The organism is Bacillus sp. FSL K6-0268, from assembly GCF_038005425.1.
GTDB classification, from domain to species: domain Bacteria; phylum Bacillota; class Bacilli; order Bacillales; family Bacillaceae_G; genus Bacillus_A; species Bacillus_A thuringiensis_S.
In genome coordinates this window covers 668,085-693,622 of record NZ_JBBOTF010000001.1, presented here as the reverse complement: position 1 = coordinate 693,622, position 25,538 = coordinate 668,085, and the positions used below count along the sequence as shown (strand labels likewise).

Genomic DNA, 25,538 nt, shown 5'->3' with positions numbered 1-25,538 from the left:
ACGTACTACCTGCTACTCTTTTTTAAATTCAAGATTAAAAAAGAGTAGCTAAGCTTATATAAGCTTAGCTTAATGGGTATGTGGCGAAACTTTAAAATTAATTACATCTTTTTCATAGCATAAATAATTTTGTATAGGCAGATGAAAGGATTTTTTAAAATAATAAAGAAGTATGTATAAACAAATATATAAATGGTAGTGATTAGGATGAAAATCAGTAAGTTTGCAGAAGTAAATAATGTAAGTGTAGATACGATTAGACATTATATGGACCTCGGACTCGTTATTCCCGAGAAAAAAGGAAGTCACTATTTTTTTGACGAGTATTGTCAAAAGGATATAGAACTTATATTAGAGTACAAATGGCTAGGGTTTAGCTTGTATGAAATTAAAGAACTGTTTCTTTATAAAAATTTAGGGAAATCCTTAGACTATGAAAAGGATAATTTTTATCAATCTTTATTTAAAGTAAAATATGAAAAGATTGAACAAGAAATAAAAACTTTAGAGGAACGAAAATGCAAATTAAAGGAAGCGTTACATAATTTATCTATAGAAACTGAAATTTCGAGTTCAATTTTAGGGGTAGATTTAAAAGTACTTCATTTATTTAAATGTGTTAAGTGTAACGGAAATTTAATTCTTGAAGATGGCATTATTAATAAGAATCAAATTATTGAGGGAAAGTTAATTTGTAATTGTGGTGAAGAATACACGATTATTTCAGGGGTTTTAACAGCTGGCAACTCAGTGAAAGCGTATGAAAAGAAATCACTTGAAGATTCTATTTCGGATTATATTCATGAAACTGATACTGCTTTTTTGGAAAATGTTCAAAGAGGAGGAGAATGGGCGAAAAAGAAACTAATGCAATTAGATTTAAATGAAAAAATACTACTTGATTTAGGGTCTGGTATTGGGTTCTTTTTACGAAATATTTATGAAGAACTACCGGAAGAGTGTTTATATATTGCTGTTGATCGAGATTTGAATAAACTTTTACTTTTAAAAGATGTAATTGAGAGAAGAAATGTGAAAAGAAATATTGTATTTATCTGTGCCGACTTTCTAAACATACCTATTCAGAATAATTCTGTTGATATTGTAATCGATCAATCAGGTACAAGTAATTATAGTTTTGAATATGAGGAGTTCTTATTGTGTGAATTAAATTCCCTTTTTAAACACAATTGTTATTTATTAAGTTCATTTATTTTATTTAATAAATTTAGTATAAATAGCCAAATTGCACCTAGACTCAGAGAGAATTTTACATCTGCAAAAGTAACAAAAGAAATCGAAAATTTACAGTTTCAATCTATTGATGAAAGTACTTCAAATTATTTGATACGAGGGGGAAGGTACGAGGATTTCTTTGTTCAAGGAGAAGAAATTTATACATATTCATTTTTCGGAAAAAGATGGGGTTAACCCATGCCCATCAACTTAAGCCTTTTTACTACCCCCAAGTACAAAAAAAACGTTATTCTTTCTTAATAAACTATAAGGAAGGGTGACGTTTTTTTATGAATCTCTCGATTCAAGAGGAGTTACAACCATTTGCAGAAGAATTACAGCGCTATATCACACCTGATTTTTTGGAAGAACTCGCAAGAGAGATGAAATTTGTAAAGAGAAAGCGCAAATTTTCGGGGGCAGATTTAGCTACCATTTGTATTTGGATTAGCCAAAGGGTGGCCAGTGATCCTTTAGTACGATTATGTAGTAGGCTTCACGCAGTTACAGGTACTGTACTTAGTCCGGAGGGCTTAAATAAACGATTTAATGAAAAATCAGTGTTATTTTTAAAACATATCTTTTCTTTGTTGTTACAACAAAAAGTCTGCGAGCAAACGCACATTTCTAGCCAACTTTATACTCATTTTAAACGTATTCGCATCATGGATGCCACTATGTTTCAGGTACCTAATACTTTGGAACATATATATCCTGGTTCAGGTGGTTGTGCGCAAACAGCTGGGATCAAAATTCAATTAGAATATGACTTACATAGTGGCCAATTTCTCAATTTTCAAGTGGGACCTGGAAAAAATAATGATAAAACATTCGGAACAGAATGTTTAGATACGTTACGACCAGGCGATTTATGTATTCGTGATTTAGGGTATTTCTCATTAGAAGATTTAGACCAAATGGATCAACGGGGGACATATTATATTTCGAGGTTAAAGTTAAATACGAACGTATATGTAAAAAATCCAAGTCCGGAGTACTTTAAAAATGGTACCATTAAAAAGCAATCAGAATACATACAAATCAATGTCATGCAAATTTTGAATCAACTCCAACCAGGTGAAACAATAGAATACCAGCAAGCTTATATTGGAGATAAACAGCAGTTATTTTCACGTCTCGTTTTTCATCGTTTAACAGCAGCACAATTACAAAAACGCTTGAAAAAAATTGCAGAAAAAGAAAAGTTGAAACATAGAACCTATTCAGAGAAAAGTAAATTAGTAGCAGGATTAAATGTATATGTGACAAATGCACCTTGGGAATGGGTTCCGATGGAACAAGTACATGAATTGTATACATTACGCTGGCAGATAGAAATTGTTTTTAAAACGTGGAAATCATTGTTTGATATAGATCATTGTCGCACTGTCAAACGAGAAAGAATAGAGTGCCACTTATATGGAAAACTAATTGCTATTTTTTTATGTTCTTCTACTATATTTAAAATGCGCCAACTTTTGTTACAGAAGAAACAAATAGAATTAAGTGAATATAAAGCGATAGGAATGATTCAAGATCACCTATTTCTCCTCTATCAAGCCATACAGAAAAACACCCAAGAGATAACAAAGCTTCTAATTCGTCTGTTCCACCTTCTACAACAAAACGGACGGAAATCTCATCGATATGAGAAGAAAACGGTCTTTGATATCATGGGTGTTCATTATGAGTATAGTATAGCTAGGGAACAAAAGAAAGCTGCATAGTTTTAAAAATAAAACTCGGTAGAGTTTATTTAGTGTGCGTGCTTTTAGAAATAATCAATATGATGAACAATTGGTAGCTATTTTGAAGGGAACTTCATTTTATTTGTTCTCTTAAGTTGATGGGCATGTGGGGTTAACCCCATCTTTTATTTATTTTCCCTTAAAACTTTTCAAATAGTACATATTGCTATTGGGTTGACCCAAGAACTTACAATGTACGTAACACAAAGTTAGGCAGGGGGAAAAGTGATGGGAAGTTTACGATTACATATAGAAAATAAAAAAAGCAATCAAGAATTAAGAAATATTAGTTTATATTCAATTGCAAAAACAGTATCACTATTTGGTAGCTCTATTTATAGTTTTGCATTAGGATTGTATGTTTTACAAATAACCGGATCTGCGTTAAATTTTGCAATTTCGCTCATATTAGGAACGATTCCAATGATTGTTATGAATCCATTTGCCGGTGTCATTGCTGATAAGGTTGATAAAAAGAAACTGGTTATTTGTATGGATTTACTAAGCGGATTATTATTAATAACTGTTTATATATTAAGCAGCTATTATGGATTAAACTTATTCATCATTTATACTACTACCTTTCTTATGACAGTATTTACAACGTTTTTTGGAATAGGATTAGAGGCCGTAAAACCGAATATGGTTACTAAAGAACGGTTAATGAGTATTAATTCTATAAGTAAAATTATCGATTCTATATCTTTAATTTTAGGGCCTATGTTAGGGGGCATTGTTTTTGCAGTCTTTGATATGAAAACTTTTATAATTATTAATGGTATTTCATTTATCCTTTCGGCTATATCCATATTGTTTATAAACTTTAAATTGTGCGAGCAAAACATAAATAAGGAATGTTCAATTAGAGAAATTAATTTTATTGAAGATATAAAGGAGGGATACTCTTACTTATTGGAGCGGAAAAGCTTAAAAAATACTTTTAGTATTTTAATTTCACTTAATTTCTTTTTAGGCTTTGCTGTAACTGTTCCGTTGCCATACATTATTAACACAGTTCTCAATCTTAGTTCTAAGCAATTTGGTATGATTCAAGGGACTTTTCCGATAGGTATGATAGTTGGTGCAATATTAGTAAAAAAGATAACTGATTGTTTTTCTTATTCTTATCTATTGAAAAAAATAAGTTTTATGTTGGCAATTTTTATGATAGTTTCAGGAATACCTGTTTTATTTAAATCTATTGTAGTAAATAATTTGGTATATGTTACTACGTATTGCATGATTATGTTCTTTTTAGGGTTTATGATAGCACAAATTGATATTCCTTTAATGTATTTCATGCAAAATGAGATTCCTGAAGAATATAGAGGAAGAGTTCTTAGTATTGGATTAAGCTTAGGTAAAATAATGCAGCCAATAGCACTTGCAATATCAGGACTATTATTAAATTTCATTCCAGCCTACACGCTTCCCATTGCAGGGGGGATTGTATTTTTTACTTTGAATAAAATTTTAACAAATAAGTTAAATTTAGAAATTCATTCAAAAGATTATAGTGTTTAACGTAACTTAAAAAGCGCAGGATCAGCATCCTGCGCTTTTCTATCGTAATTCAGCTGTTTTTCTAATAACAATTTTATCAATATCATCTTCTTCATCACCAATAAATAATCCTCGTTCTTTTAAATACGCTTCAAAATATAAATCAGCTTCAGCGCGTTCATCATATGGCTTTACAGAGAGAACGAAACCTAATTTGTTTTGTTCTTCTAAATGAGAAGTGGAGATGTAAGCCGGTACATTATGGCGTAAAAAGAGTTCTTTAACCGGAATAATCATATCTTTCATTAATTTCGTTAGCATACCCATTTCAAACTCGAAATTAAAGCGATCTATACTAGACAAATCAGCGAATACTACACCGATAAAACCTGTATTAAATACTTCTTGATATTCTACATCTTCGTCATGGTCGCCGTAAAAATTCTTTTCGATTAAATAATTTACAAAATAAGCAACGCCATCACTTTGTTCAAATGGTTTCGTTGAAAGAACAAAACCAATTTTCTTTTGTTTATGTAAATACACACATGACATGTATGCTGAAATGTTATGTTCTTTAAATAAAGCACTTGTTGCTCCAGAGAGACCATCTAATACGTGATGAACAATTTGAAGTTTTTTACGAGCGAAATAATAGGATTTCTTTTGTAACTCCAATGTATCAATAAAGACAGAGCCGATAAAGCCTGTATTTGAAATAATAGGTGCTTGCTTTTTTCTTCCTCTGCGCTTTAATGGAGCCATTGTTAAAATCATCCCTTCATGTACGTTTAAAATAAAAAGAACATTTGTTCGTATGTTTATATTTTACTATTAAAACGCTATAAAGTAAAGGGTTTTTGATGAAAATATAACAAAAAAGACACCTTATAAAAGGTGCCTTAAACGCTGTAAGGAATAGGGTTTATCCTAACTATTTATATTATGATACAGAAACAATCTCTTCTGTATCTTCTACATCTAAATGACAGTCCATAGTACGAACATCTTGATCTTCATGACTTCCGAAATAAATAGTAATTTTCATATGTATCGCTCCTTTATTCTAGGAATACCTAAAATAATTACTAGTAATGTTAATATTTATTATATACCACTTTTTTCATTCCGACAACGTTATATCATTTTTAATTATTTTAAACTATAGAGCACAATTTAAAGAAGTACTTTTTATAGAAAAAGGTAAATTTCTAATATGTTATATTTAATATAGAAGGATTCGAGTAGTACTTTTTATGAAAAGGAGAACTATTGATGAATTATAAACAATTACTAATAGATAACTTTGTGTTTAAAACTTCATATGTTGCGCAATTTGTGCCCGGAATGAGTGTAAAAGAAACGAAAGATTATATTTCTGTTGATTGCGGATTACCTGCCGATACATTCAATGTTATTACTCTACTAAATAATAATTTAACGGAAGGGATTGAGAAATTATATAAGGAGGTATTCTACTATAATCAAAAAAAATTTCCAATGAGTATTTGGTTATGGGATGAGGAGCAAGAGCGAGATATAAAAAGCGAGTTAATTAAAATCGGTTTAAAAGAAGCGGAACAGAATATTGCGATGGTAGCAGACTTAGAAACAATTTCTCCACCAATAAACATGCCAGTAAGTTTTACAATTCAAGAAGCATCTTCATCTGGAAAAATAAAAAAATTTGGAGAAACATTAGCTAATCTATTCGGCACATCAGAAGAAGGTATACATGTACAAGCATTCTATAATCAAATTTCTAATCTTGATTTATGGAACAGTGAGAATATGAAACTATTTTTAGGATTTTATGAAGGTGAAGTCGTAACTGTTGGTTCATTGATATGTTCAAAAGATAGTATTGGTATTTATGACATAGCAACTAAAGAAGAAATGAGAGGACGAGGATTCGGATCTACTATGTTCAATTTCCTTCTGCAAGAAGCACAAAAATTTAAAAATACTTATTGTGTATTACAAGCTTCACACGATGGAATCAATATTTATAAAAAATCGGGATTTCAAGCTATCGGTAAAATGACTGTATTGGAAAATCGACATTTAATTGAGTAAATCATTCTAGTTAAATCGTCTTTATATAGGAGCTTATAAATCGTTATGAAAAAGATATATCTTGTTACAATAATTTGTGCCTTTATAGTAATAAGTATCTTTGTTTTTCAGAAAATAAATGAACATAAGTATACTAAAGCTATTAATCAATCAAATCATATAAAAAATATCGCACATAGAGGTGCTTCTGCGTACGCACCTGAACATACAATAGCAGCATATAAATTAGGACAACAAATGAATGGAGATTATATAGAAATTGACCTCCAAATGACAAAAGATGGACATTTAGTGGCTATGCATGACGAAACCTTAAATCGTACAACAAATGGTACTGGGCTAGTGAAAGAGCATACATTAGAAGAAATAAAGCAACTAAATGCAGGTTCTTTTTTTAATGAAAAATATCCGAACTTAGCAAAGAAAGAATTTGAAAATGCTAAAGTCCCAACATTAAAAGAAATTATTGAAACGTTTGGGCATAACGCGAACTATTATATCGAAACAAAATCACCTGATGAATATTTAGGAATGGAAGAAAAATTATTAGAAATTATTAATTACTACGAAATACAGGATAAAGTTATTATTCAATCGTTTAGTGAAGAAAGTCTACAAAAGATTCATAGCTTAAATAGTAATATATCCATAGTACAATTATTACCTTATAAAAAAGCAGTTCAATTAACAAAATTAGAGATAGAAAAGTATAAAATGTACTGCATAGGTCTTGGTATGAATTACAAATATATCGATTCAGATTATGTAAAGAAAATAAAGAAAAGTGGATTAGAAGTTCATCCATTTACAGTAGATAATGAAAATGATATGAAAAAGTTACTTGCATGGGGAGTCGACGGGATGTTTACCAATTATCCAGATCATTTACATTCAATATTGGATTTGAAAAATCATGAATAAGTAGTGTTATTCATAAAGGGAAAATTTACACAACCTGTATACTAGGATTATCAATGCAAGAAGGCATGTATCATATCAAAAGAAAATACCAAAAACCGCAACTGGAAGACCTAGGTTGTGGTTTTTTATTGCTTTGATTTCAGTTTACAAAGTTTGAAGCTAGAAGTGAAAACCTTTTTAGATGAATTGGCTTCTTATGTATTTGTACTTCATATCGTTCTAGGTATATGTACAACCCATGAGACGAATTTTGCATATGATAATAGAAAAGGAGATGTTGCATATTGAAATATCACAATAGAAATGTAAGTAATCTGAATAAATTAGCGGATAATACGAAAGCTGCCGCTTTTAAGTGGTATCAGTACTGCATTGACAATGGTATTGAAGTGTTAATTTACGAAACAATCCGTACGGTCGAGCGACAACGTGAATATGTTCGTAAAGGAGCATCGCAAACGATGCGCTCATATCACTTAGTAGGACAAGCATTAGATTTTGTTCCAATTCAGTCGAATGGTACAGAAGATTGGAATAGCTATAATAAAGAACCGTGGGCATCAGCAATTCGTTATGCTAAACAAATTGGCTTTGAATGGGGCGGTGACTGGAAAGGATTTGTGGATAGTCCGCATTTGCAATATAACTACAAAGGGTATGGAACGGATACTTTTGGAAAAGGTTCTCAAAACGTAGCGACTCCTCCTCCAACGAATGATGGTGTAGGGGTAGCTTATATTAACGGTAGCAATGTAAATTTACGAAAAGGACCTGGTACTGGATATGGTGTTATTCGCCAATTAGGGAAAGGAGAGTCCTACAAAGTATTTGGGCAATCAAATGGCTGGTTAAATTTAGGTGGCGATCAGTGGATTTATAACGATCCATCATATATTCGTTATACGGGAGGAAATGTACCCGCAACTTCACAATCATCAAACGATGGTGTAGGCGTAGTTACTATAATAGCGGATGTATTGCGTGTTCGTACCGGACCAGGAACAAATTACGGTATTGTGAAAAATGTGTACCAAGGTGCAAAATATCAATCGTTTGGATATAAAGATGGTTGGTATAATGTTGGTGGAAATCAATGGGTTTCTGGTGAATATGTTACATTTGTAAAGTAAAAATAAGAGCCGTCCTGTTGAACTGACCCCAAAAAGTTAGACAAAGAAGTTAAGCGACTGATTGGATGTGAGTCCGGTATTGTACTGGACTCATTCCATTTAACTTCACTTTAATTCTTTTGTGATTATAATAATGAATATAATTCTCTAATTCTATCTTAAAATGCTCCATACTTTCAAAATCTTTAAGATAGAATAATTCAGATTTTAATAAGCCAAAGAAGTTTTCTATGACTGCATTGTCCAAACAGTTTCCCTTACGGGACATACTTTGGATAACCTTATGTTTTTTTAGTGATTGTTGATATATCTTCATCTGATAATGCCATCCTTGATCTGAATGAAGAATAGGAGTTTCTCCATCATTTAAGCGTGTAAAGGCTTTATTAAGCATTTTTGATACAAGTGAATACACAGGTTTATTTTCTATATTGTAAGCTATAATCTCCCCGTTATATAAGTCTAAAACAGGAGATAAATATAGTTTTTTACCATGGAGATGAAATTCAGTGACATCTGTTACCCACTTTTCATTAGGCTTAGATGCATTAAATTCACGCTTCAAAATATTCTTTGCGAATTTCCCTACTTCTCCCTTATATGAACGGTATTTTTTTATACGAACCATGCATTTTAATCCAATAATATTCATTAAACGACGAACTGTTTTATGGTTTAATATATATCCACGGTTACGTAATTCTAATGTGATACGACGATAACCGTATCTACCATAATTCTCTTCAAAAATCTCTTGGATTAATTCTTTAATGTTCTTATATTTATCTGGACGTTCCATTTGTTTAATCCAGTAATAGTACGTACTGCGGGCAATACCAGCGATTTTCACAAGATCGATGATTTTGTATTCGTGCCTTAATTCATAAATTACCTGTGCTCTGTCTTGATCTATGATTTGTTCTTTTTCTGAACTAAGGCATTTAACTTTTTTAAATAATCATTTTCCATACGTAAAAGTTCATTTTCTGCTTGTAGTGCTTCTATAGACCCCTCAACTAGCACTGTATCTTTTTTGGGTTGCACCTTAACCTTCTTATTTTTCATAGCTGGACGTCCCTTCCGCTTTGAACGTAGGGCATCCACACCATTTGAATCATAAGCTACTTTCCATCTACGAATTATTTCAGGAGAGGAAATATTAAAAATTGCCGCTGTTTCTCTAATAGATGTCCCTTGCGTATCCATATATTTAAGCACATCTAGTTTATACTGAAGCGAATAAGTTGTATAGCGTTTTTCAAAAGCTTTTTCTCCAAATGCCTCATATTGTTTGATCCACTGATAAATTACACTAGAATGAATCCCTAGAGATTTAGCAAGCCTTTTTCCACCATCTATTCCATTAAAATATTGTTTTACTATCTGTATCTTTTCTTTAGGAGAAAACTTTCCCATAAAAAAATACACCTCCAATTGTTAATTGTGTCTAACAATTGGGGTGCACATCATATTCAGCGTCGTCTTTTTTTCTAAATTTTACTTCCCTTCATTCAATGATGATAAGTCCCGTAATTAATTAAACTAAAGTGTTATTTTAATAAAATAGCGGGAAAAGGAGAGATTTATAGAAAAATCGTTGTGTATGATTCTAAAATGTTTTTGAAAATGTATGGAGTGAAATAAAAAGAACCCTTTGTAAAACGGGTTCTTTTGGTGCGTTAATCTATTAATTACAATCTTGATGATATTCATCACATGAATCTTTATTATCGTTACAGCAAATACAAAATGTTTTTTGCACAAATAAACTAACTATACTAGTAGGGCCTTCCTGTTTCGTAAAAGTAAGACTTTGAAAATCTTCAACTTGAAATATTTTTGTTTGAACAGGTTGTAATGTTGTAGTAATTGGGCGGCTAGATTTTCTTGTTAGAATAGTTACTTGAACGGGTGCACTCATCCCGACAACGAATAACTGAATTAATGTTTTATTATGATTGTTTGTGAAATCCTCAAATACAGTTTGTGGAGCGGTGGTTTCAAGGAAAACAGATAAAGGTATATTTCCATTTGCATTTTCTTCAGAACCAGTTATCGTATGAGTTTCAATAAAACAGTTATTTTTTTGATCGTTCGAATACGATTGGTTTTTATAATATTTTTTACCATCTTTATAAAAATAATTAGCCATAATTATTTTGCTCTCCTTTCTTTGGAATATCAATATATAGTATTAATTAAAAGGAAAGAGTGCTTGTACTAAAGAATAATATCCGCTCTTGAAAATAATTGAAAAAACAATTTGATATGCATACTATTTGAGAATGTTGTAGTTTCTAACTAAAAATAAGCACACATTAAAGTGTGCTCTAGATAAGAAAGGTAAGAATCTTATGAATGGAGAATCTCCATTCAATAACATATGCTTGTCAAATTTTAAGGTGAAAACTTTTTAACAAGAAAGTTATTCAGAAAATTTTCCTGTGATGATAAAATTATATTTTTGATTTTAAATGTTTGGAATTATGGATGTCGAGATGGATTTTTAAAAAAATTATAGAAATTTAATTTTACTATAAATAAAGGAGCAGTTAGCCAAGTTTAACTAATCGATATATAGATATTATATTGAGTTATGTATTGTATTCGAGGAGGAATAAAGAATGTGTACGTATTGGGAAACGTATTTAGAGAATTCTCCGAGAAGCAAGAAAAAAATAAATGAGCCGTTAGCAAAAGCTAACGGCAAACAGGGATGTCACACTAGATGTATTTATAATATTAAAGAAATATTGATTTTTATTCAAATGGAGAGAAGTAGGCTATTAACATGGAGATGCATAAATTCATATCCTGTAAGTAGTAAATTAATGACGGGATAGATTGAAAATGGATGATCCGATTAAGGAGATAGTTGGTGCTTGGTTTGTTGCAGTAGGGACAATTATTGCTGCGGTTGGTAGTACACCTTTTAAAAAATTGAATGACGAATTAAGAAGAGATTTAAACGTATGGGGGAATGTATTACAGGCAACAGGGAACGGCCTAGAAGCTGATGGACAAGGGGAAATATCTCTTGAAAAAATCGGTAATGAAATCCAATCAATTGGTAATGTAACGGTTTTAACAGGACTCATTATAGAATTTGAAGATAATACACAAAAAAAAGTAGTGATTGCAGGGAATTGGATTCAAGCATTAGGTGGTATTACATCAATAGGTGGTGAATTAGAGGATAGTTCCGACATAGATGAATCGTATAACATTGTTGGGAATGTGTTACAAGCGACTGGAAATTCATTACAGGCAATAGGTGGAATAGATGAATTGAAAGCTAGTCGGGATAAAGTGGAAGAAATTTCGGAAGGAAATGAGGAGGATGGACAGATTATAGTGATTACGGGGAGCTGGATTCAAGCGGTTGGTTCAGTAGTTTCATTAATCGGTCAAATAAGAGAAGAAAGACAAGAGATTTTAGACAACAATTCATAGTGAGTTTAATAAAATATTCTTTTTAAAGTGAAAGCAAACAGAATATAGTGCGAATAGAAAACTAGAGAATGCCAATTTCATTAAGGGTGTTTTAAGACTATGTATGCTAGGTTCTTTGCTTTCAAGTTAAAAGTTCTTTCATTGGAATATTCACTAAAGAGACTTTCAAGTGAATAAGATACAGAGAGGTGACTATATGAATAAACAATATAGTCACCTTTCTATTATGATAACATTTTCGTCATAAGTATATGTGGAATGCTATCTTCCATGAATATATCAGAAGAAGTTTGATAGCCTAATTTTTTATAAAATCCTTCAGCTTGTGTTTGACCGTGTAGCTTCACTTTTGTAACTTGTTCGTTACGAGCAATTTCTTCTAACGTTTGAATGATAACTTTACCTAATCCGTATGTACGATAATCTTTTAAAATACAAATACGTTCTAATTTTCCGACACCATCAACAAATCGTATACGCCCTGTGCCTACAGGAAACTCATGATAATAAACTAAAATATGTTTACATTGCTCTCCGATTTCATCGAATATATCGAATTCATCTGCAAGAGGGACACCTTGTTCTTTTACAAATACTTCTTTTCGAATGTGAAAGGCAGTTTCTAAATCAGTAAGTTCTGTTATAAGTTTGGATTGCAAAATGTTCAGTCCTTTCTAGTGTAATCAGCTTGTGTTTTCATAGTATATCATAATAAAGTGCTATTAAGAGAAGATGAACATACTAAAAAGCCAACTTTAAAAAGTCAGCTTTTATTACAATTCCTTTATCCCATTTTTAGTGCAGATAATTGCTTTACTCGTCATACTTATAAACAATCCTGTTTCAACTACACCAGTAATCATTTTTAATTGGGTGTGTAAATGGGCAGGATTAGAAATATGATTAGAGAATATACAATCGATAATCATGTTATTGTTATCGGTTATATAGGTTTCATTATTTTTCAAACGTAATGTTGTTTGACACCCATGCCCATCAACTTAAGCCTTTTTACTACCCCCAAGTACAAAAAAAACGTTATTCTTTCTTAATAAACTATAAGGAAGGGTGACGTTTTTTTATGAATCTCTCGATTCAAGAGGAGTTACAACCATTTGCAGAAGAATTACAGCGCTATATCACACCTGATTTTTTGGAAGAACTCGCAAGAGAGATGAAATTTGTAAAGAGAAAGCGCAAATTTTCGGGGGCAGATTTAGCTACCATTTGTATTTGGATTAGCCAAAGGGTGGCCAGTGATCCTTTAGTACGATTATGTAGTAGGCTTCACGCAGTTACAGGTACTGTACTTAGTCCGGAGGGCTTAAATAAACGATTTAATGAAAAATCAGTGTTATTTTTAAAACATATCTTTTCTTTGTTGTTACAACAAAAAGTCTGCGAGCAAACGCACATTTCTAGCCAACTTTATACTCATTTTAAACGTATTCGCATCATGGATGCCACTATGTTTCAGGTACCTAATACTTTGGAACATATATATCCTGGTTCAGGTGGTTGTGCGCAAACAGCTGGGATCAAAATTCAATTAGAATATGACTTACATAGTGGCCAATTTCTCAATTTTCAAGTGGGACCTGGAAAAAATAATGATAAAACATTCGGAACAGAATGTTTAGATACGTTACGACCAGGCGATTTATGTATTCGTGATTTAGGGTATTTCTCATTAGAAGATTTAGACCAAATGGATCAACGGGGGACATATTATATTTCGAGGTTAAAGTTAAATACGAACGTATATGTAAAAAATCCAAGTCCGGAGTACTTTAAAAATGGTACCATTAAAAAGCAATCAGAATACATACAAATCAATGTCATGCAAATTTTGAATCAACTCCAACCAGGTGAAACAATAGAATACCAGCAAGCTTATATTGGAGATAAACAGCAGTTATTTTCACGTCTCGTTTTTCATCGTTTAACAGCAGCACAATTACAAAAACGCTTGAAAAAAATTGCAGAAAAAGAAAAGTTGAAACATAGAACCTATTCAGAGAAAAGTAAATTAGTAGCAGGATTAAATGTATATGTGACAAATGCACCTTGGGAATGGGTTCCGATGGAACAAGTACATGAATTGTATACATTACGCTGGCAGATAGAAATTGTTTTTAAAACGTGGAAATCATTGTTTGATATAGATCATTGTCGCACTGTCAAACGAGAAAGAATAGAGTGCCACTTATATGGAAAACTAATTGCTATTTTTTTATGTTCTTCTACTATATTTAAAATGCGCCAACTTTTGTTACAGAAGAAACAAATAGAATTAAGTGAATATAAAGCGATAGGAATGATTCAAGATCACCTATTTCTCCTCTATCAAGCCATACAGAAAAACACCCAAGAGATAACAAAGCTTCTAATTCGTCTGTTCCACCTTCTACAACAAAACGGACGGAAATCTCATCGATATGAGAAGAAAACGGTCTTTGATATCATGGGTGTTCATTATGAGTATAGTATAGCTAGGGAACAAAAGAAAGCTGCATAGTTTTAAAAATAAAACTCGGTAGAGTTTATTTAGTGTGCGTGCTTTTAGAAATAATCAATATGATGAACAATTGGTAGCTATTTTGAAGGGAACTTCATTTTATTTGTTCTCTTAAGTTGATGGGCATGTGTTTGACACCCTAAAGACTGAATTTTATTTTCGGTTTGTTTCCATGAAAAAGGGATGATTTCAACAGGTAATGGAAAATTACCTAAATGTGTTACAAGTTTCGATTCATCAGCAATGATAATTAGTTCTTTAGAGGAAGAGGCAACGATTTTTTCACGAAGTAATGCACCACCACCGCCTTTTATAAGTTGTAAATTTGAATCAATTTCATCCGCTCCATCAATTGTAAGATCAAGACTTTGTACGTCGTTTAACGAAATTAGGGGGATATTTAGTTGCTGTGCTAATGCTTCAGTTTCCTTTGATGTCGGTACAGCTTGAAATGATAATCCTTCTTTTACATACTCACCTAATTTTTGTATTGTCCAATATACAGTAGAACCTGTACCAAGCCCAATCTTCATACCATCATTTACAAAGTTAGCAGCATATTCGCCAGCGAGTTGTTTTAAATTCATCGCTTTACTCCGCCGGACGTGGCCCAGCATCAAGACTTGAATTTTCAACTGTAAGTACCGGACGAACGACTATATCTTTATGTACACGCATTTGACAAGATAATCGTAAATGATCTTCAATCCCTTTTTCCGTCATTGCATGTTTCTCATTCGCACTCGCTTCACAGAAATCACCTGCTAGTATTTCTACTCTACAAGTCGTGCAACGTGCATTCCCGCCGCAACGATGGAGAATGTTGACACCGCTATCTTCAATTGCTAATACTAACTTTGTTCCTTCTTTCACATCAAAAGTTCCCGCACCTTCAATTGTTAATTTTGGCAAATTTGTTCCTCCTCACGTAAAATTGTACATAACATATTTATGACCGCGAATTCTTGAACATAAACATTATTTTTTTATACCCCCCGTAACTTTTTTAAATGTAGAATCGTTTATTAAGTAAGCGCTGAAAAGGAGTGGTTATTTTGTGCACAAAAGTAACTCATGTTTTAAAGAATCATATCGATATGAATCATTCAAATATAAATTTTTTAATTGAACAATATGGAGAGCTAAAAAGATACTGTACTTTTTTAACGAAAAACAAATGGGATGGGGAAGATCTCGCCCAAGAAACGGTGTGTAAAGTGCTTCAAAAATATAGAAATAAAGATATTTGTATGACACTCGTCTATAAAATAGCTAGAAATCGTTGGTTAGATCAGATGAAGTCTAAGTCTGTTCATGAAAAAATAAGAGAACAAATCACTGTTGAAGAACCACATGAGAACATTGCAGATTTGCATGAAATGGTAGGGAAAGTATTGTCTTCATTAAATGTACAGCAATCCGCAATTTTATTATTAAAAGATGTTTTTCAATATAGTATCGCTGATATTGCTAAATTGTGTTCTGTATCAGAAGGTGCAGTGAAAGCTTCTTTATTTCGGAGTAGAAATAGGCTGAAAACTGTAAGTGAAGAAGGGATCGAGATAGTCGAATTCACAGAGGATATTGAAGTTGTTGTAACGTCTATTCGTGAGGAAAGACCGGAATTGTTAACGAAACTTCTTCCGACAATAGATTTTACTAAGTTACCATCTAAACAGCCAGTCTTATTATTTAGTGTAAAAGAACCTTCTTCCTACAGTTGTATGCTTTGCGTTGCATAACAAGTATTGGGGGGATTTAAAATGAATGCAATTCCATATGTAGTAGAACAAACAAAATTAGGAGAACGTTCCTATGATATATATTCAAGGCTATTAAAAGACCGCATTATTATTATCGGTTCAGAAATTAATGATCAAGTAGCGAGTAGTGTCGTAGCTCAACTATTATTTTTAGAAGCAGAAGATGCAGAAAAAGATATATATTTATATATCAATAGCCCAGGAGGTTCAACGACAGCAGGTTTTGCAATATTAGATACGATGAATTTAATTAAACCAGATGTACAAACGCTATGCATGGGCTTTGCGGCATCATTTGGTGCATTGTTATTATTATCAGGAGCAAAAGGAAAACGGTTTGCGCTCCCTAACAGTGAAATTATGATTCATCAGCCGCTTGGTGGTGCACAGGGGCAAGCAACAGAAATTGAAATAACAGCAAAAAGGATATTAAAGTTAAAGCATGATATTAATAAAATGATTGCAGAAAAAACAGGCCAACCGATTGAAAGAGTAGCGCATGATACAGAAAGAGATTATTTTATGACCGCAGAAGAAGCTAAGGAATATGGAATTGTAGATGATGTTGTTACGAAAAAATAAGATGAAAAAGGCTAGAGGATATGTTAATTCTCTAGCCTTTTTATTAATCTTTTACCCATTCATCAACTAATGCTTGATTTTTTTTAATCCATTTTCGCGCAGCTTCTTCAGGATCTTTTGTTTTATTTAACATGACCATTAACGTACCAAGTTGTTCATCGGTCATTTTCCATTTATCAAAGTATTTTATAACATCTGGGTGATCTTTTTCGAAACCTTTACGAACGGAGTAATAAATGTCATCTTTTTCACCATATACTTTCTTAGGGTCTTTTAAATATTTTAAGTCAAATTCTGAAAAACCCCAATGCGGATTCCAAAGCGTAACAGCGATTGGTTTCTTTTTCGTATATGCTTTCTTTAATTCACTCATCATCGCAGCTTCTGAGGATTGGACAAGTTTTAGTTTTATATCATATTCTTTCATTGCTTTATTCGTTAAATTCATAAGACTACTACCAGGTTCGATACCGACAATTTTATTATCTAATTCATCTTTATGAGCATTTAAGTCTTCAATACTGTTAATATTTTTCACATAGGAAGGTACGACTAGACCAAGTCCAGTACCTTCGTACCATTTTGATTTTAAGACAATATCATCTTTATAACGATCGTTTAGCGGCTTATCCGTAACGGGTAGCCATACTTCTAAATTCGCATCAACATCACCACGAGCGACACCAGTCCAAATTGCGGCTTTTTCTAAATACATAAGCTCAACTTTGTAGCCTTTTTCTTCTAATAAAACTTTCCACATGTTTGCAGTTGCAATATTTTCTTTCCAACTTGTTACACCAAGTTTAATTTTTCCTTTCGAATTTGCATTTGTTGCATTACATGAAGTGAAAATCATAGTAATAAATAATGCAAGGCATATAAACCAAATTTTCTTTCGCATCGAAAACCTCCTAAGTAGTGTTTGCCTTATAAAATAAATGTATAAGTAAGCATTCTTATTATGAACGGAAACGAGAATTTTAAAGAAATCTTATGAATGTCATTTTTATGTAATATTTCTTTGCAAAATCGCAACACTATGTGAATAGATGGGTAGAAAAGGAGTAGTGACATGGATAATACAAAGGTGCGTGTTGAAAACGTAACAAAAGTATTCGGGAAACATCCGCAAAGAGCCCTTTCTTTATTAAAAGAGGGGAAAAGCAAATCGGAAATTTTAAAAGAGACAGGAATGAACGTTGGTGTAAAAAAAGCAACGTTTGAGGTATACTCTGGAGAAATTTTCGTTATTATGGGTTTGTCTGGTAGCGGGAAATCTACGCTAGTTCGTATGTTAAATCAATTGATTAAACCAACTGCAGGTCATATATACATAGATGGTGAAGACATCGCAACGATGGGAAAAGAAGAGTTACGGAGAGTAAGAAGAACGAAAATGAGTATGGTATTTCAGAAGTTCGCTCTATTTCCGCATCGTACGGTTATACAAAATGTTGCATATGGTTTAGAAATACAAGGGGTTTCGGTAGAAGAGCGAGAGAAAAAAGCGTTAGAATCGCTACAGTTAGTAGGACTCGATCATCATAAAGATAATTATCCAAGTCAACTTAGTGGTGGTATGCAGCAGCGCGTTGGAATCGCAAGAGCACTAACGAATAATCCAGATGTATTACTAATGGACGAGTCATTCAGTGCATTAGATCCACTTATTCGAAAAGAAATGCAAGATGAATTGTTAGAGTTACAAGATAAAATGGAAAAAACGATTATATTTATTACACATGATTTAGATGAAGCGCTTCGAATTGGGGATCGTATCGCATTAATGAAAGATGGAGAAATTGTCCAAATTGGAACGCCAGAAGAAATTATGATGAGCCCCGCTAATGAATTCGTAGAAAAGTTTGTTGCGGATGTGAATTTAGGAAAAGTAATTACAGCGGAATCTATATTAAAACGACCAGAAACTTTATTAATTGATCGTGGACCACGTGTAGCCCTTCAAATTATGAGGAATGCAGGTGTTTCAACTGTATATGTTGTCAATAAAAAGTATGAGTTTTTAGGTATATTAACCGCGGATGATGCGAGTAAAGCAGTTCAAAAACAATGGCCGATTGCTGATTTATTACTTAATGATATTCCGCATGTGTATTTAGATACTTTACTGGAAGAGACATATGCAAAAATGGCGGAGATGAAATATCCGTTACCAGTAATCGATGAGAAGAAAAGGCTAAGAGGAATTATTAAACGTGAAAGTGTCATTCAAGCTCTTGCAGGAAACATTGAGGAAGAGGTGAAAGACGATGAATAATATACCACGTATTCCTTTAGGAGAATGGGTCGACTCATTTGTTGCAAGTTTATATGAGCACCTTGAAGGCATATTCCGAGGTTTCTCTTATATTATCGGCGGATTCGTTGATTTACTCACTAATTTTTTAACAATAATACCGGCCATATTGATGATTATTATCCTTTGTTTCCTCATTTGGTACACAACGAGAAAAGTATCATTAATTATTTTTACACTAATCGGCTTATTGTTTATTTTAAATATTAACTACTGGGCACAAACGATGCAAACATTAGCACTCGTACTTACGTCTGTTATTATTTCAATTATTGTCGGAATTCCAATTGGAATATTAGCATCTCAAAATGAACGTTTTTCAAAATTTTTAAAACCAACATTAGATTTTATGCAAACAATGCCGGCATTCGTATACCTCATTCCAGCGATTACATTTTTCGGAGTTGGTGTAGTACCTGGAATTATTGCATCGGTAATCTTTGCAATGCCACCTACAATTCGTTTTACTGACTTAGGAATTAGACAAGTTCCAGAAGATTTAATTGAAGCAGCGAATGCATTTGGATCCACAGCATCACAAAAACTATTTAAAGTACAATTACCACTTGCAACCGGAACGATTATGGCTGGTGTGAACCAAAGCATTATGCTTTCGTTATCAATGGTTGTAACAGCGTCACTTGTAGGAGCTCCTGGGCTTGGAGTTGATGTATATCGCTCGGTAACACAAGTTAATATCGGAATGGGATTTGAAGCTGGATTAGCTATCGTAGTAATCGCAATTATATTAGACCGAATTACACAAGGGTTCCATACGAAAAGAAAATAATGACCAAAAAACACACTTTTATACTACAAAGTGTGTTTTTTATTGCATCCAGTTTACATACGAACGATAACAGAACCTCCAGCTGGTGCACAAACTTGGTTTTGCTGTTGTTCCATGGATTTAATTAATTGATTATTTTCTTCGATTAATGAGATTAATTTAGCTAACTGACTTTCAAGGCTAGCGATGCGCGGCATCATATATTGTGAATCATGATGCAATGTATTCCTTACAGGATGGGGGGAATAAACATACTGTTGATTTATATTTGGATTCCAATGAGGATGCATTTGAATCGTTCCTCCGTCAATAAATTACGGATCTTTCTTATAGTAAATGCCTATATATATTTAATGGTTACTTGAAATTTTTTCATTATAAAAGGAGTATGTACAGAAAATGGAAAATATTATATATGAAGTTAAAGTGCTTTTTTTGAAAAGATTCAAGCGAGATAGTGCGTATATTAATACATTTAAGTGAATGCATGTTGTTTAGGGAGAAATGATGGGAGGAGATGCAATTTTGGCTAAAAATAAAAAAAGAAATGATGCTTTGGCAATAGGTGTCGGTATAGGGGTTGTGATCGGTGTATTTCAAGGGCACTTTACAAATAATTTAGTAATCGGAATTGTGATTGGGATTATAATTGGGATTGCGTTTTTGAAGAAATAATGAGGTGTAAATTCATTTCAAAGTTGCAGTATCAAAAGAATGAATATTCGGAATGTTAAACCTGTTTTTCCTTTTTTTGTGATATTATATATGAAAAGGATGGTGATGGATATGTCAACAAACAATCAAGTAGAACAAAACTGCTTCATTTGCGAAAAACATAAAGGAAATATTATAGTTCCAGGTGGAGCTATTTACGAAGATGAACTCGTTTACGTTGGACATGTCTACTGGGATAGTGAAGAATCATACCTAGGTTATGTAATGATAGATATAAAAAGACATGTACCTGGCCTCGCTGAACTAACAGATGAAGAAGCGAAAGCGTTCGGACTTATAACAAGTAGAGTAAGTAAAGCGCTAAAAGAAAGCGAAGGTGCAGAGTATATTTACACTTTTGTTTCAGGAAATGGTGTACCACATATGCAGGTGCACATTATTCCACGTTATCCGAATACACCAAAAGAATTTTGGTCACCAACCGAAGTAGCGAAATGGACTGGTGCACCATATGGTGATGAAGAGAAAATAAAAAAACTATGCGAAAGAATACGTAAGTATATGGTAAATGAGTATGCATACAACAAATAATACACAATATTCATGGGTTGGAAATATAGAAATGTGTTTAGGAGAAATTTCAGTTAAGCAATATGGTGATATTGTACTTGGTAAATATGGCGGGAATATAAGTGCTGGAGCGAAAAAGAATGAAGATGGTGCATTAGTTTGGTCAAATGGTGAATGGGAATTTGCAGCTATATTAGATGGACATAATAGTGCAGAAAGTGTTGATTTAGTAGTAAATACAATCGAAAAAGAATATGAAAATATAAGAATAATTTTGAATGAACCAATTGATACAGTATTTCAGTATGTTGAAAATCATATACTTACAATTTTTCAGTCATCTTCATTTAAGGAAAAGTGCAAAAGAATACAAGGTGAAACAGCTTGCTTACTATGTGTAAGAAAAGAAAATTATATATGGTGGCTTTCTATTGGTGATTGTTTAGTGTATGTATTTCATGAAGAGTTACATAAGTTAGGACAATATGCATTAAATCAACGTCATTTTTACGAATGGATTGGAAATGTAAACACATTTGATTTACCTGTTCCTTGTTATTCATCAGGTATTCGTGAATTACGTACTGGAAAGAACCGAATTGTAATGGTGACAGATGGAGTATTAGAATGCGGGGAACGCCGATATGAAACGCCAGTAAATCTGTATAATAATATGAATAGAAATAATAAAAAACTTGAAGAAAGTGTTCATCATGTATTAGAGCACGTTCATCATCAATTCGGACGCGATAGTGCGACTATAATTAGTTGGGACGTTGAAAATAAAGAGAGTGCTACGTATCCGAGTGATCAGCCGGAGAAAAGGTAAAGGAGGAGGCCTTTCTGTTTCTTTTGAAACTAATTGTCTTATTGTTATGGATTATAATTTTATTCTTTTTAGAAAAAATTGTGAGGAAGAAGTTAAATATACCGAGACAAACTGGATGGAATAGTAAATATGTCAGCCAATCACATAAATGGGGGCAATGGATTATCATTATTTCTTATGTAGTACTTATGATGATAGGTTCAATTTTGAATCCAATATACATGACTTATATACCAATTTTCTTTTTTATGACGTTGTACATTTTTCAAGGATATATGCAGTGGAAATATGATAGGAAAGCAAAAGAATATATTATTTCGTTTGGAATTGTTCCGTTACTAATAATTACAGGTTTTATTTTGAATGTATTCTATAATACGTATTGGTGATGAATGGTCATACAAATAAAGGGTGAGAAAATGATAAGACCACGTTTACGGGCTGAAGTAATGATTGTAAACGACGAACATTCAATAGTACTAGTACAATGTGATGAGAATGAATCATTTTATCGTTTTCCAGGTGGCTCTATTGAATTTGGTGAAACGTCAAAAGAAGCAATAATTCGAGAGTTAATAGAAGAATACGATTTGAAAGTTGATGTTCAAGAGTTAGCAATTGTAAATGAACATATTTTTGAGTGGGGCAACGAAAATGGTCATCATTGTACATTGATACATTGGGGGACTGTTGAAAAAATCATTACAAATGAAATAAGGCATAAAGAGCATGAGGATATTATATTAATTTGGAAAAGTCTAGAGGAATTACAGGAGAAGCCGACATATCCTGAAGGCATCATAAGTTATTTAGAAGGGGATAACCGTAATATAGTCCAATTTATTTCAAGTAATTAAATGAAATAATAGGAGGGGTGAAAATGGGAGCTTCTACTTTTGGGATTATAACTATTGTTTTTTGTATAGCTGTCTACTTTCTCGATAAGTTTTTAAGAAAAAAATTGAATATGCCCAAGGGTGGTTTTTGGGGATATAAGAAACATGTAAATAGTTTACATAAAAAATTGGAAATAGGACTACTTTTTATTTATTTAATAACTAGCTTTATATTTATCTTTAAATTTGAAAGTGTTAATATCGCTTATGTCATTTTTACTTATTTAGGTGGGACGTTAATCTTAAGAGCATTGATGGAATGGAAGTATGATAAAGAATCGAAAGAATATATATTTTCGGTAATTGGGGTATTCACGTTTATTTTTATGACTTCGATACTATTTTACTTCTTTCCACCTGCTGTATAATAAAAATTTGATAGTACAAATAATGAAATAACTAATAAGCAAGAAACCATTTACTACTAAATGGTTTCTTGTTTATTTAAGCATTTATTTTAGTTAATATAGATGTAATGAAATTAGTTTTATCTTCTGCATACTTATGTTTATCAGTAGGATTAGCTTGTGAAAGTTGAATCTTTAACTGTTCATACTGCATGCGTGCAGTTTTATTGTCTATTAAGTAATCACGAAATTGTAATTGTTCTATTAAATATGTATTCCCTTGTTCATACATATGAATTTGATGAGTTCTTGGTTCACCTTTATTAAAATAGTATCTTTCGGGTAATACTTCTTTTCTATATTTATAGTTTAGTAGTTCTAACTTTTTAATACAATGTATACCGTCCGTATAATTTTCTAATTCAATTGCTATATCAATAATTGGCTTTGCACTTAAATATGGAATAGAAGTACTACCAATATGGTGTATCGCTAAAATATGTTCGCCAATTTGTTCCTCAATGATTTGTTTCTCTTTCATAAACTCAATTTCCCATTCTTCAGTCCACGGCACTAAAAACACTTTCCCATACGGTAAACCTAACATTTAATTAGCACCTCTTTCAAAATAGTTTTCAAAAAGTTTATTACATCTTCTTAAAGCTTCTCAAAACAAGGTGTTCCCACAATCTCCAAGGAAGAATCTTCTTCGCAAAAATCATAAATTTTACACCTTTTCCAATAGGATATCGTAAATTTGTACGCTTAGATTCAGCAATTTCTACAATTTTATTAGCAACATCTATCGGATTACCAAATGTATCACTACCGCTATTAATATGTTTTTGTATTTTATCCATATACTCTTTGTAAGGAGATGTTGTATCAGATTGGTTTTCAGCTAGTTGTTTACCAACCTCCCATATGTTTGTGTTATAAGAACCTGGTTCAATTAAAGCAACATCTATTCCGAAAGGTTTTACTTCTAAGCGAAGCGATTCACTCCAGCCTTCTAATGCATATTTTGAAGATACATAAGGAGATAAACCAGGAAATCCAACTTGGCCGCTAATGCTGCTTATATTAATGATTTTTCCACTTCTTTGTTTTCTCATATACGGTAAGACAAGCTGGGTAATTGATATAGCTCCAAATAGGTTCGTTTCAAATTGTTTACGGTATTCCTCTACTGGAATTTCTTCTACAAAGCCGCCATTTGCATATCCTGCATTATTAACAAGTAGGTCTACTTTTTGTATTTCTTTTAAAAATAATTGGAAGTTATGTATAGAGTTTTGATCGGTTACATCTAATTGTTGAATTTTTATGTTTTGTTGTAAGTTGAGTTGAGTAGCTTGAGATAGTAAGTTCACTTGTTTTTCAAGGTTCCGCATTGTAGCAATAACTAAATAATCTTTTTTTGCGAGTTCGAGTGTAGTTAATAGTCCAAATCCACTTGAGGCTCCAGTAATTATTGCGATTTTTTTATTCATTTTTCGCCAGCTTTCTTTTTCTTTTATCATAACGAGTTATGATAAGAAAATCTATTATTCTTACATTTAGTATGAAATCAATTTGTATGTAAAAAAAGGGGATTATAGGGAATCAGCGTATATAGAGTAGTGTATATTAATATGATAATGAAATGAGGGAAGAAAAATGGTCCATGTAAAAGCTGTATTAGCGGATCAGTTATTAGCAAATGCAAATGATCCCAGTTGGTATATGCCATTTTCAGATGCAGTTAAGGGTTTGTCTGAGAGGGAAGCTTGCTGGAAACCGAATGAAGAGAGTAATAGTATAGCTGAAATCGTACAACATTTACTGTATTGGAACTCTACGTGGCAAACTAGGTATAAAGAATCAAATGTGAATGCAGTACCCGCTATAGGAGATAATAACAAAAGTTTTATGCTTTCAGATAATCAAACTTTCGATGAATTACGGGAAAAACTACTAGAAAAACTGTTACAATGGCAAAATCTCATTAATGAAGAAAAGGTTGAAAGTGATGTAGTGGGATTTCCTGTTTCTGCAAAGTGGTGGGAAGTGTTAGCGAATGTAACAACTCATAATGCATATCATATTGGGCAAATTATTTACATCCGAAAATTACAGCAGAGCTTTGAGAATGAATAAGATAATAGTTCTCAAATTAGGTGAACAAAGGTGGACAAAACGAGA

General features: G+C 32.4%; 30 protein-coding genes and 1 pseudogene. 20 read left to right on the top strand and 11 right to left on the bottom strand.

Features of this window, described 5'->3' with window-relative positions; translation table 11 throughout:
* Positions 1-207 precede the first annotated feature (207 nt).
* The 3 genes from MHI28_RS03550 (at position 208) to MHI28_RS03540 (ending at position 4,508) form a co-directional block, all read left to right on the top strand.
* Positions 208-1,431, top strand: coding sequence for a MerR family transcriptional regulator (locus tag MHI28_RS03550; RefSeq protein WP_000703286.1), 1,224 nt, complete (start codon positions 208-210; stop codon positions 1,429-1,431).
* Positions 1,432-1,526: 95 nt separating this feature from the next.
* Positions 1,527-2,963 (top strand): IS4 family transposase, encoded by a 1,437-nt coding sequence (locus MHI28_RS03545; RefSeq protein WP_199665201.1) that lies wholly within the window; start codon positions 1,527-1,529, stop codon positions 2,961-2,963.
* Between the two features lie 249 nt (positions 2,964-3,212).
* On the top strand, positions 3,213-4,508 hold the full coding sequence (locus MHI28_RS03540; RefSeq protein ID WP_000535182.1) for an MFS transporter: 1,296 nt from the start codon (positions 3,213-3,215) through the stop codon (positions 4,506-4,508).
* A 39-nt stretch (positions 4,509-4,547) separates the two neighbouring features.
* Here MHI28_RS03540 and MHI28_RS03535 read toward each other — a convergent pair whose 3' ends face one another.
* Positions 4,548-5,252 (bottom strand): hypothetical protein, encoded by a 705-nt coding sequence (locus MHI28_RS03535; RefSeq protein WP_000035353.1) that lies wholly within the window; start codon positions 5,250-5,252, stop codon positions 4,548-4,550.
* A 510-nt stretch (positions 5,253-5,762) separates the two neighbouring features.
* On the opposite strand from MHI28_RS03535, the gene MHI28_RS03530 reads away from it, so the two are divergent.
* From MHI28_RS03530 to MHI28_RS03520, 3 genes are all read left to right on the top strand, one after another.
* On the top strand, positions 5,763-6,563 hold the full coding sequence (locus MHI28_RS03530) for a GNAT family N-acetyltransferase (protein ID WP_001107084.1): 801 nt from the start codon (positions 5,763-5,765) through the stop codon (positions 6,561-6,563).
* A gap of 45 nt (positions 6,564-6,608) precedes the next feature.
* Complete coding sequence (locus MHI28_RS03525; protein ID WP_000725654.1) at positions 6,609-7,484, top strand: glycerophosphodiester phosphodiesterase; 876 nt, start codon at positions 6,609-6,611, stop codon at positions 7,482-7,484.
* Between the two features lie 284 nt (positions 7,485-7,768).
* Positions 7,769-8,614 (top strand): M15 family metallopeptidase, encoded by an 846-nt coding sequence (locus MHI28_RS03520; protein WP_000873744.1) that lies wholly within the window; start codon positions 7,769-7,771, stop codon positions 8,612-8,614.
* A gap of 49 nt (positions 8,615-8,663) precedes the next feature.
* Here the strand turns inward: MHI28_RS03520 and MHI28_RS03515 are convergent.
* A protein-coding gene (locus tag MHI28_RS03515; protein WP_327947199.1) for an IS3 family transposase occupies positions 8,664-10,030 on the bottom strand; the annotation gives its coding sequence in 2 pieces (ribosomal slippage) (positions 8,664-9,568 and positions 9,568-10,030; 1,368 coding nt in all).
* Between the two features lie 271 nt (positions 10,031-10,301).
* On the bottom strand, positions 10,302-10,766 hold the full coding sequence (locus MHI28_RS03510) for a hypothetical protein (protein WP_000024965.1): 465 nt from the start codon (positions 10,764-10,766) through the stop codon (positions 10,302-10,304).
* A gap of 472 nt (positions 10,767-11,238) precedes the next feature.
* Here MHI28_RS03510 and MHI28_RS03505 point away from each other — a divergent pair, with 472 nt between their 5' ends.
* Together MHI28_RS03505 and MHI28_RS03500 are read left to right on the top strand one after the other, a co-directional pair.
* A complete protein-coding gene (locus MHI28_RS03505; RefSeq protein WP_000337734.1) occupies positions 11,239-11,457 on the top strand; it encodes a hypothetical protein in 219 nt (72 codons plus the stop codon).
* Between the two features lie 7 nt (positions 11,458-11,464).
* Positions 11,465-12,067: a DUF6944 family repetitive protein gene (locus MHI28_RS03500; RefSeq protein WP_000342605.1), complete on the top strand. Its 603-nt coding sequence runs from the start codon at positions 11,465-11,467 to the stop codon at positions 12,065-12,067.
* Positions 12,068-12,291: 224 nt separating this feature from the next.
* Here MHI28_RS03500 and MHI28_RS03495 read toward each other — a convergent pair whose 3' ends face one another.
* Positions 12,292-12,726 (bottom strand): GNAT family N-acetyltransferase, encoded by a 435-nt coding sequence (locus tag MHI28_RS03495; RefSeq protein WP_001190875.1) that lies wholly within the window; start codon positions 12,724-12,726, stop codon positions 12,292-12,294.
* A gap of 114 nt (positions 12,727-12,840) precedes the next feature.
* Positions 12,841-13,056: pseudogene (locus tag MHI28_RS03490) on the bottom strand (ribose-5-phosphate isomerase A); the annotation flags it as partial.
* Between the two features lie 92 nt (positions 13,057-13,148).
* Between MHI28_RS03490 and MHI28_RS03485 the strand changes: the two are divergent.
* The gene (locus MHI28_RS03485) at positions 13,149-14,585 is read left to right on the top strand and encodes an IS4 family transposase (RefSeq protein ID WP_199665201.1); all 1,437 of its coding nucleotides are present in this window, start codon (positions 13,149-13,151) and stop codon (positions 14,583-14,585) included.
* A 77-nt stretch (positions 14,586-14,662) separates the two neighbouring features.
* On the opposite strand, the gene rpiA is transcribed toward MHI28_RS03485, so the two are convergent.
* A complete protein-coding gene (gene rpiA, locus MHI28_RS03480; protein WP_340827613.1) occupies positions 14,663-15,172 on the bottom strand; it encodes a ribose-5-phosphate isomerase RpiA in 510 nt (169 codons plus the stop codon).
* 4 nt (positions 15,173-15,176) lie between these two features.
* Positions 15,177-15,497 (bottom strand): 2Fe-2S iron-sulfur cluster-binding protein, encoded by a 321-nt coding sequence (locus MHI28_RS03475; RefSeq protein WP_001125391.1) that lies wholly within the window; start codon positions 15,495-15,497, stop codon positions 15,177-15,179.
* A gap of 143 nt (positions 15,498-15,640) precedes the next feature.
* Here MHI28_RS03475 and MHI28_RS03470 point away from each other — a divergent pair, with 143 nt between their 5' ends.
* A complete protein-coding gene (locus MHI28_RS03470; RefSeq protein ID WP_000337517.1) occupies positions 15,641-16,327 on the top strand; it encodes an RNA polymerase subunit sigma-70 in 687 nt (228 codons plus the stop codon).
* A gap of 21 nt (positions 16,328-16,348) precedes the next feature.
* Positions 16,349-16,930 carry an ATP-dependent Clp endopeptidase proteolytic subunit ClpP gene (gene clpP, locus MHI28_RS03465; protein WP_000991620.1) on the top strand — a complete coding sequence of 194 codons (582 nt, stop codon included), beginning with the start codon at positions 16,349-16,351 and terminating at the stop codon, positions 16,928-16,930.
* Positions 16,931-16,973: 43 nt separating this feature from the next.
* Here clpP and MHI28_RS03460 read toward each other — a convergent pair whose 3' ends face one another.
* Entirely contained in the window at positions 16,974-17,831 is an 858-nt protein-coding gene (locus tag MHI28_RS03460; protein ID WP_001227626.1) for a glycine betaine ABC transporter substrate-binding protein, read from the bottom strand.
* Positions 17,832-18,002: 171 nt separating this feature from the next.
* Between MHI28_RS03460 and MHI28_RS03455 the strand changes: the two genes are divergently transcribed.
* Complete coding sequence (locus MHI28_RS03455) at positions 18,003-19,208, top strand: quaternary amine ABC transporter ATP-binding protein (protein WP_000370608.1); 1,206 nt, start codon at positions 18,003-18,005, stop codon at positions 19,206-19,208.
* The gene (locus MHI28_RS03450) at positions 19,201-20,037 is read left to right on the top strand and encodes an ABC transporter permease (RefSeq protein WP_001059837.1); all 837 of its coding nucleotides are present in this window, start codon (positions 19,201-19,203) and stop codon (positions 20,035-20,037) included. Before MHI28_RS03455 ends, MHI28_RS03450 begins: the two co-directional genes overlap by 8 nt.
* Before the next feature lie 53 nt (positions 20,038-20,090).
* Here the strand turns inward: MHI28_RS03450 and MHI28_RS03445 are convergent, their stop codons facing one another.
* Entirely contained in the window at positions 20,091-20,327 is a 237-nt protein-coding gene (locus MHI28_RS03445) for a hypothetical protein (RefSeq protein ID WP_000553346.1), read from the bottom strand.
* A gap of 217 nt (positions 20,328-20,544) precedes the next feature.
* Here MHI28_RS03445 and MHI28_RS03440 point away from each other — a divergent pair, with 217 nt between their 5' ends.
* The 6 genes from MHI28_RS03440 (at position 20,545) to MHI28_RS03415 (ending at position 23,375) form a co-directional block, all read left to right on the top strand.
* A complete protein-coding gene (locus MHI28_RS03440) occupies positions 20,545-20,712 on the top strand; it encodes a hypothetical protein (RefSeq protein WP_000508401.1) in 168 nt (55 codons plus the stop codon).
* Positions 20,713-20,802: 90 nt separating this feature from the next.
* Positions 20,803-21,303, top strand: a complete 501-nt coding sequence (locus MHI28_RS03435; protein WP_003278553.1) for an HIT family protein — start codon at positions 20,803-20,805, stop codon at positions 21,301-21,303.
* Complete coding sequence (locus MHI28_RS03430) at positions 21,287-22,111, top strand: PP2C family serine/threonine-protein phosphatase (RefSeq protein ID WP_000557598.1); 825 nt, start codon at positions 21,287-21,289, stop codon at positions 22,109-22,111. Before MHI28_RS03435 ends, MHI28_RS03430 begins: the two co-directional genes overlap by 17 nt.
* A gap of 23 nt (positions 22,112-22,134) precedes the next feature.
* Positions 22,135-22,500: a DUF4181 domain-containing protein gene (locus tag MHI28_RS03425; protein ID WP_000767735.1), complete on the top strand. Its 366-nt coding sequence runs from the start codon at positions 22,135-22,137 to the stop codon at positions 22,498-22,500.
* A gap of 30 nt (positions 22,501-22,530) precedes the next feature.
* Positions 22,531-22,968, top strand: coding sequence for an NUDIX domain-containing protein (locus tag MHI28_RS03420; RefSeq protein ID WP_000620917.1), 438 nt, complete (start codon positions 22,531-22,533; stop codon positions 22,966-22,968).
* Between the two features lie 23 nt (positions 22,969-22,991).
* The gene (locus tag MHI28_RS03415) at positions 22,992-23,375 is read left to right on the top strand and encodes a DUF4181 domain-containing protein (RefSeq protein WP_000501282.1); all 384 of its coding nucleotides are present in this window, start codon (positions 22,992-22,994) and stop codon (positions 23,373-23,375) included.
* A 76-nt stretch (positions 23,376-23,451) separates the two neighbouring features.
* On the opposite strand, the gene MHI28_RS03410 is transcribed toward MHI28_RS03415, so the two are convergent.
* Together MHI28_RS03410 and MHI28_RS03405 are read right to left on the bottom strand one after the other, a co-directional pair.
* Complete coding sequence (locus MHI28_RS03410; RefSeq protein WP_000901208.1) at positions 23,452-23,961, bottom strand: GrpB family protein; 510 nt, start codon at positions 23,959-23,961, stop codon at positions 23,452-23,454.
* 40 nt (positions 23,962-24,001) lie between these two features.
* Entirely contained in the window at positions 24,002-24,847 is an 846-nt protein-coding gene (locus MHI28_RS03405) for an oxidoreductase (protein WP_001034805.1), read from the bottom strand.
* 166 nt (positions 24,848-25,013) lie between these two features.
* Between MHI28_RS03405 and MHI28_RS03400 the strand changes: the two genes are divergently transcribed.
* Positions 25,014-25,493 (top strand): DinB family protein, encoded by a 480-nt coding sequence (locus MHI28_RS03400; protein WP_000233779.1) that lies wholly within the window; start codon positions 25,014-25,016, stop codon positions 25,491-25,493.
* Positions 25,494-25,538 lie beyond the last annotated feature (45 nt).

Excerpts from the sequence above, each read along its gene's own strand:
- MHI28_RS03550 (WP_000703286.1), top strand. The coding sequence starts at position 208 with ATGAAAATCAGTAAGTTTGCAGAAGTAAATAATGTAAGTGTAGATACG.
- MHI28_RS03545 (WP_199665201.1), top strand. The coding sequence starts at position 1,527 with ATGAATCTCTCGATTCAAGAGGAGTTACAACCATTTGCAGAAGAATTA.
- MHI28_RS03540 (WP_000535182.1), top strand. The coding sequence starts at position 3,213 with ATGGGAAGTTTACGATTACATATAGAAAATAAAAAAAGCAATCAAGAA.
- MHI28_RS03535 (WP_000035353.1), bottom strand. The coding sequence starts at position 5,252 with ATGGCTCCATTAAAGCGCAGAGGAAGAAAAAAGCAAGCACCTATTATT.
- MHI28_RS03530 (WP_001107084.1), top strand. The coding sequence starts at position 5,763 with ATGAATTATAAACAATTACTAATAGATAACTTTGTGTTTAAAACTTCA.
- MHI28_RS03525 (WP_000725654.1), top strand. The coding sequence starts at position 6,609 with ATGAAAAAGATATATCTTGTTACAATAATTTGTGCCTTTATAGTAATA.
- MHI28_RS03510 (WP_000024965.1), bottom strand. The coding sequence starts at position 10,766 with ATGGCTAATTATTTTTATAAAGATGGTAAAAAATATTATAAAAACCAA.
- MHI28_RS03505 (WP_000337734.1), top strand. The coding sequence starts at position 11,239 with ATGTGTACGTATTGGGAAACGTATTTAGAGAATTCTCCGAGAAGCAAG.
- MHI28_RS03500 (WP_000342605.1), top strand. The coding sequence starts at position 11,465 with ATGGATGATCCGATTAAGGAGATAGTTGGTGCTTGGTTTGTTGCAGTA.
- MHI28_RS03485 (WP_199665201.1), top strand. The coding sequence starts at position 13,149 with ATGAATCTCTCGATTCAAGAGGAGTTACAACCATTTGCAGAAGAATTA.
- rpiA (WP_340827613.1), bottom strand. The coding sequence starts at position 15,172 with ATGAATTTAAAACAACTCGCTGGCGAATATGCTGCTAACTTTGTAAAT.
- clpP (WP_000991620.1), top strand. The coding sequence starts at position 16,349 with ATGAATGCAATTCCATATGTAGTAGAACAAACAAAATTAGGAGAACGT.
- MHI28_RS03460 (WP_001227626.1), bottom strand. The coding sequence starts at position 17,831 with ATGCGAAAGAAAATTTGGTTTATATGCCTTGCATTATTTATTACTATG.
- MHI28_RS03455 (WP_000370608.1), top strand. The coding sequence starts at position 18,003 with ATGGATAATACAAAGGTGCGTGTTGAAAACGTAACAAAAGTATTCGGG.
- MHI28_RS03450 (WP_001059837.1), top strand. The coding sequence starts at position 19,201 with ATGAATAATATACCACGTATTCCTTTAGGAGAATGGGTCGACTCATTT.
- MHI28_RS03445 (WP_000553346.1), bottom strand. The coding sequence starts at position 20,327 with ATGCATCCTCATTGGAATCCAAATATAAATCAACAGTATGTTTATTCC.
- MHI28_RS03440 (WP_000508401.1), top strand. The coding sequence starts at position 20,545 with ATGGGAGGAGATGCAATTTTGGCTAAAAATAAAAAAAGAAATGATGCT.
- MHI28_RS03435 (WP_003278553.1), top strand. The coding sequence starts at position 20,803 with ATGAAAAGGATGGTGATGGATATGTCAACAAACAATCAAGTAGAACAA.
- MHI28_RS03430 (WP_000557598.1), top strand. The coding sequence starts at position 21,287 with ATGCATACAACAAATAATACACAATATTCATGGGTTGGAAATATAGAA.
- MHI28_RS03420 (WP_000620917.1), top strand. The coding sequence starts at position 22,531 with ATGATAAGACCACGTTTACGGGCTGAAGTAATGATTGTAAACGACGAA.
- MHI28_RS03415 (WP_000501282.1), top strand. The coding sequence starts at position 22,992 with ATGGGAGCTTCTACTTTTGGGATTATAACTATTGTTTTTTGTATAGCT.
- MHI28_RS03410 (WP_000901208.1), bottom strand. The coding sequence starts at position 23,961 with ATGTTAGGTTTACCGTATGGGAAAGTGTTTTTAGTGCCGTGGACTGAA.
- MHI28_RS03405 (WP_001034805.1), bottom strand. The coding sequence starts at position 24,847 with ATGAATAAAAAAATCGCAATAATTACTGGAGCCTCAAGTGGATTTGGA.
- MHI28_RS03400 (WP_000233779.1), top strand. The coding sequence starts at position 25,014 with ATGGTCCATGTAAAAGCTGTATTAGCGGATCAGTTATTAGCAAATGCA.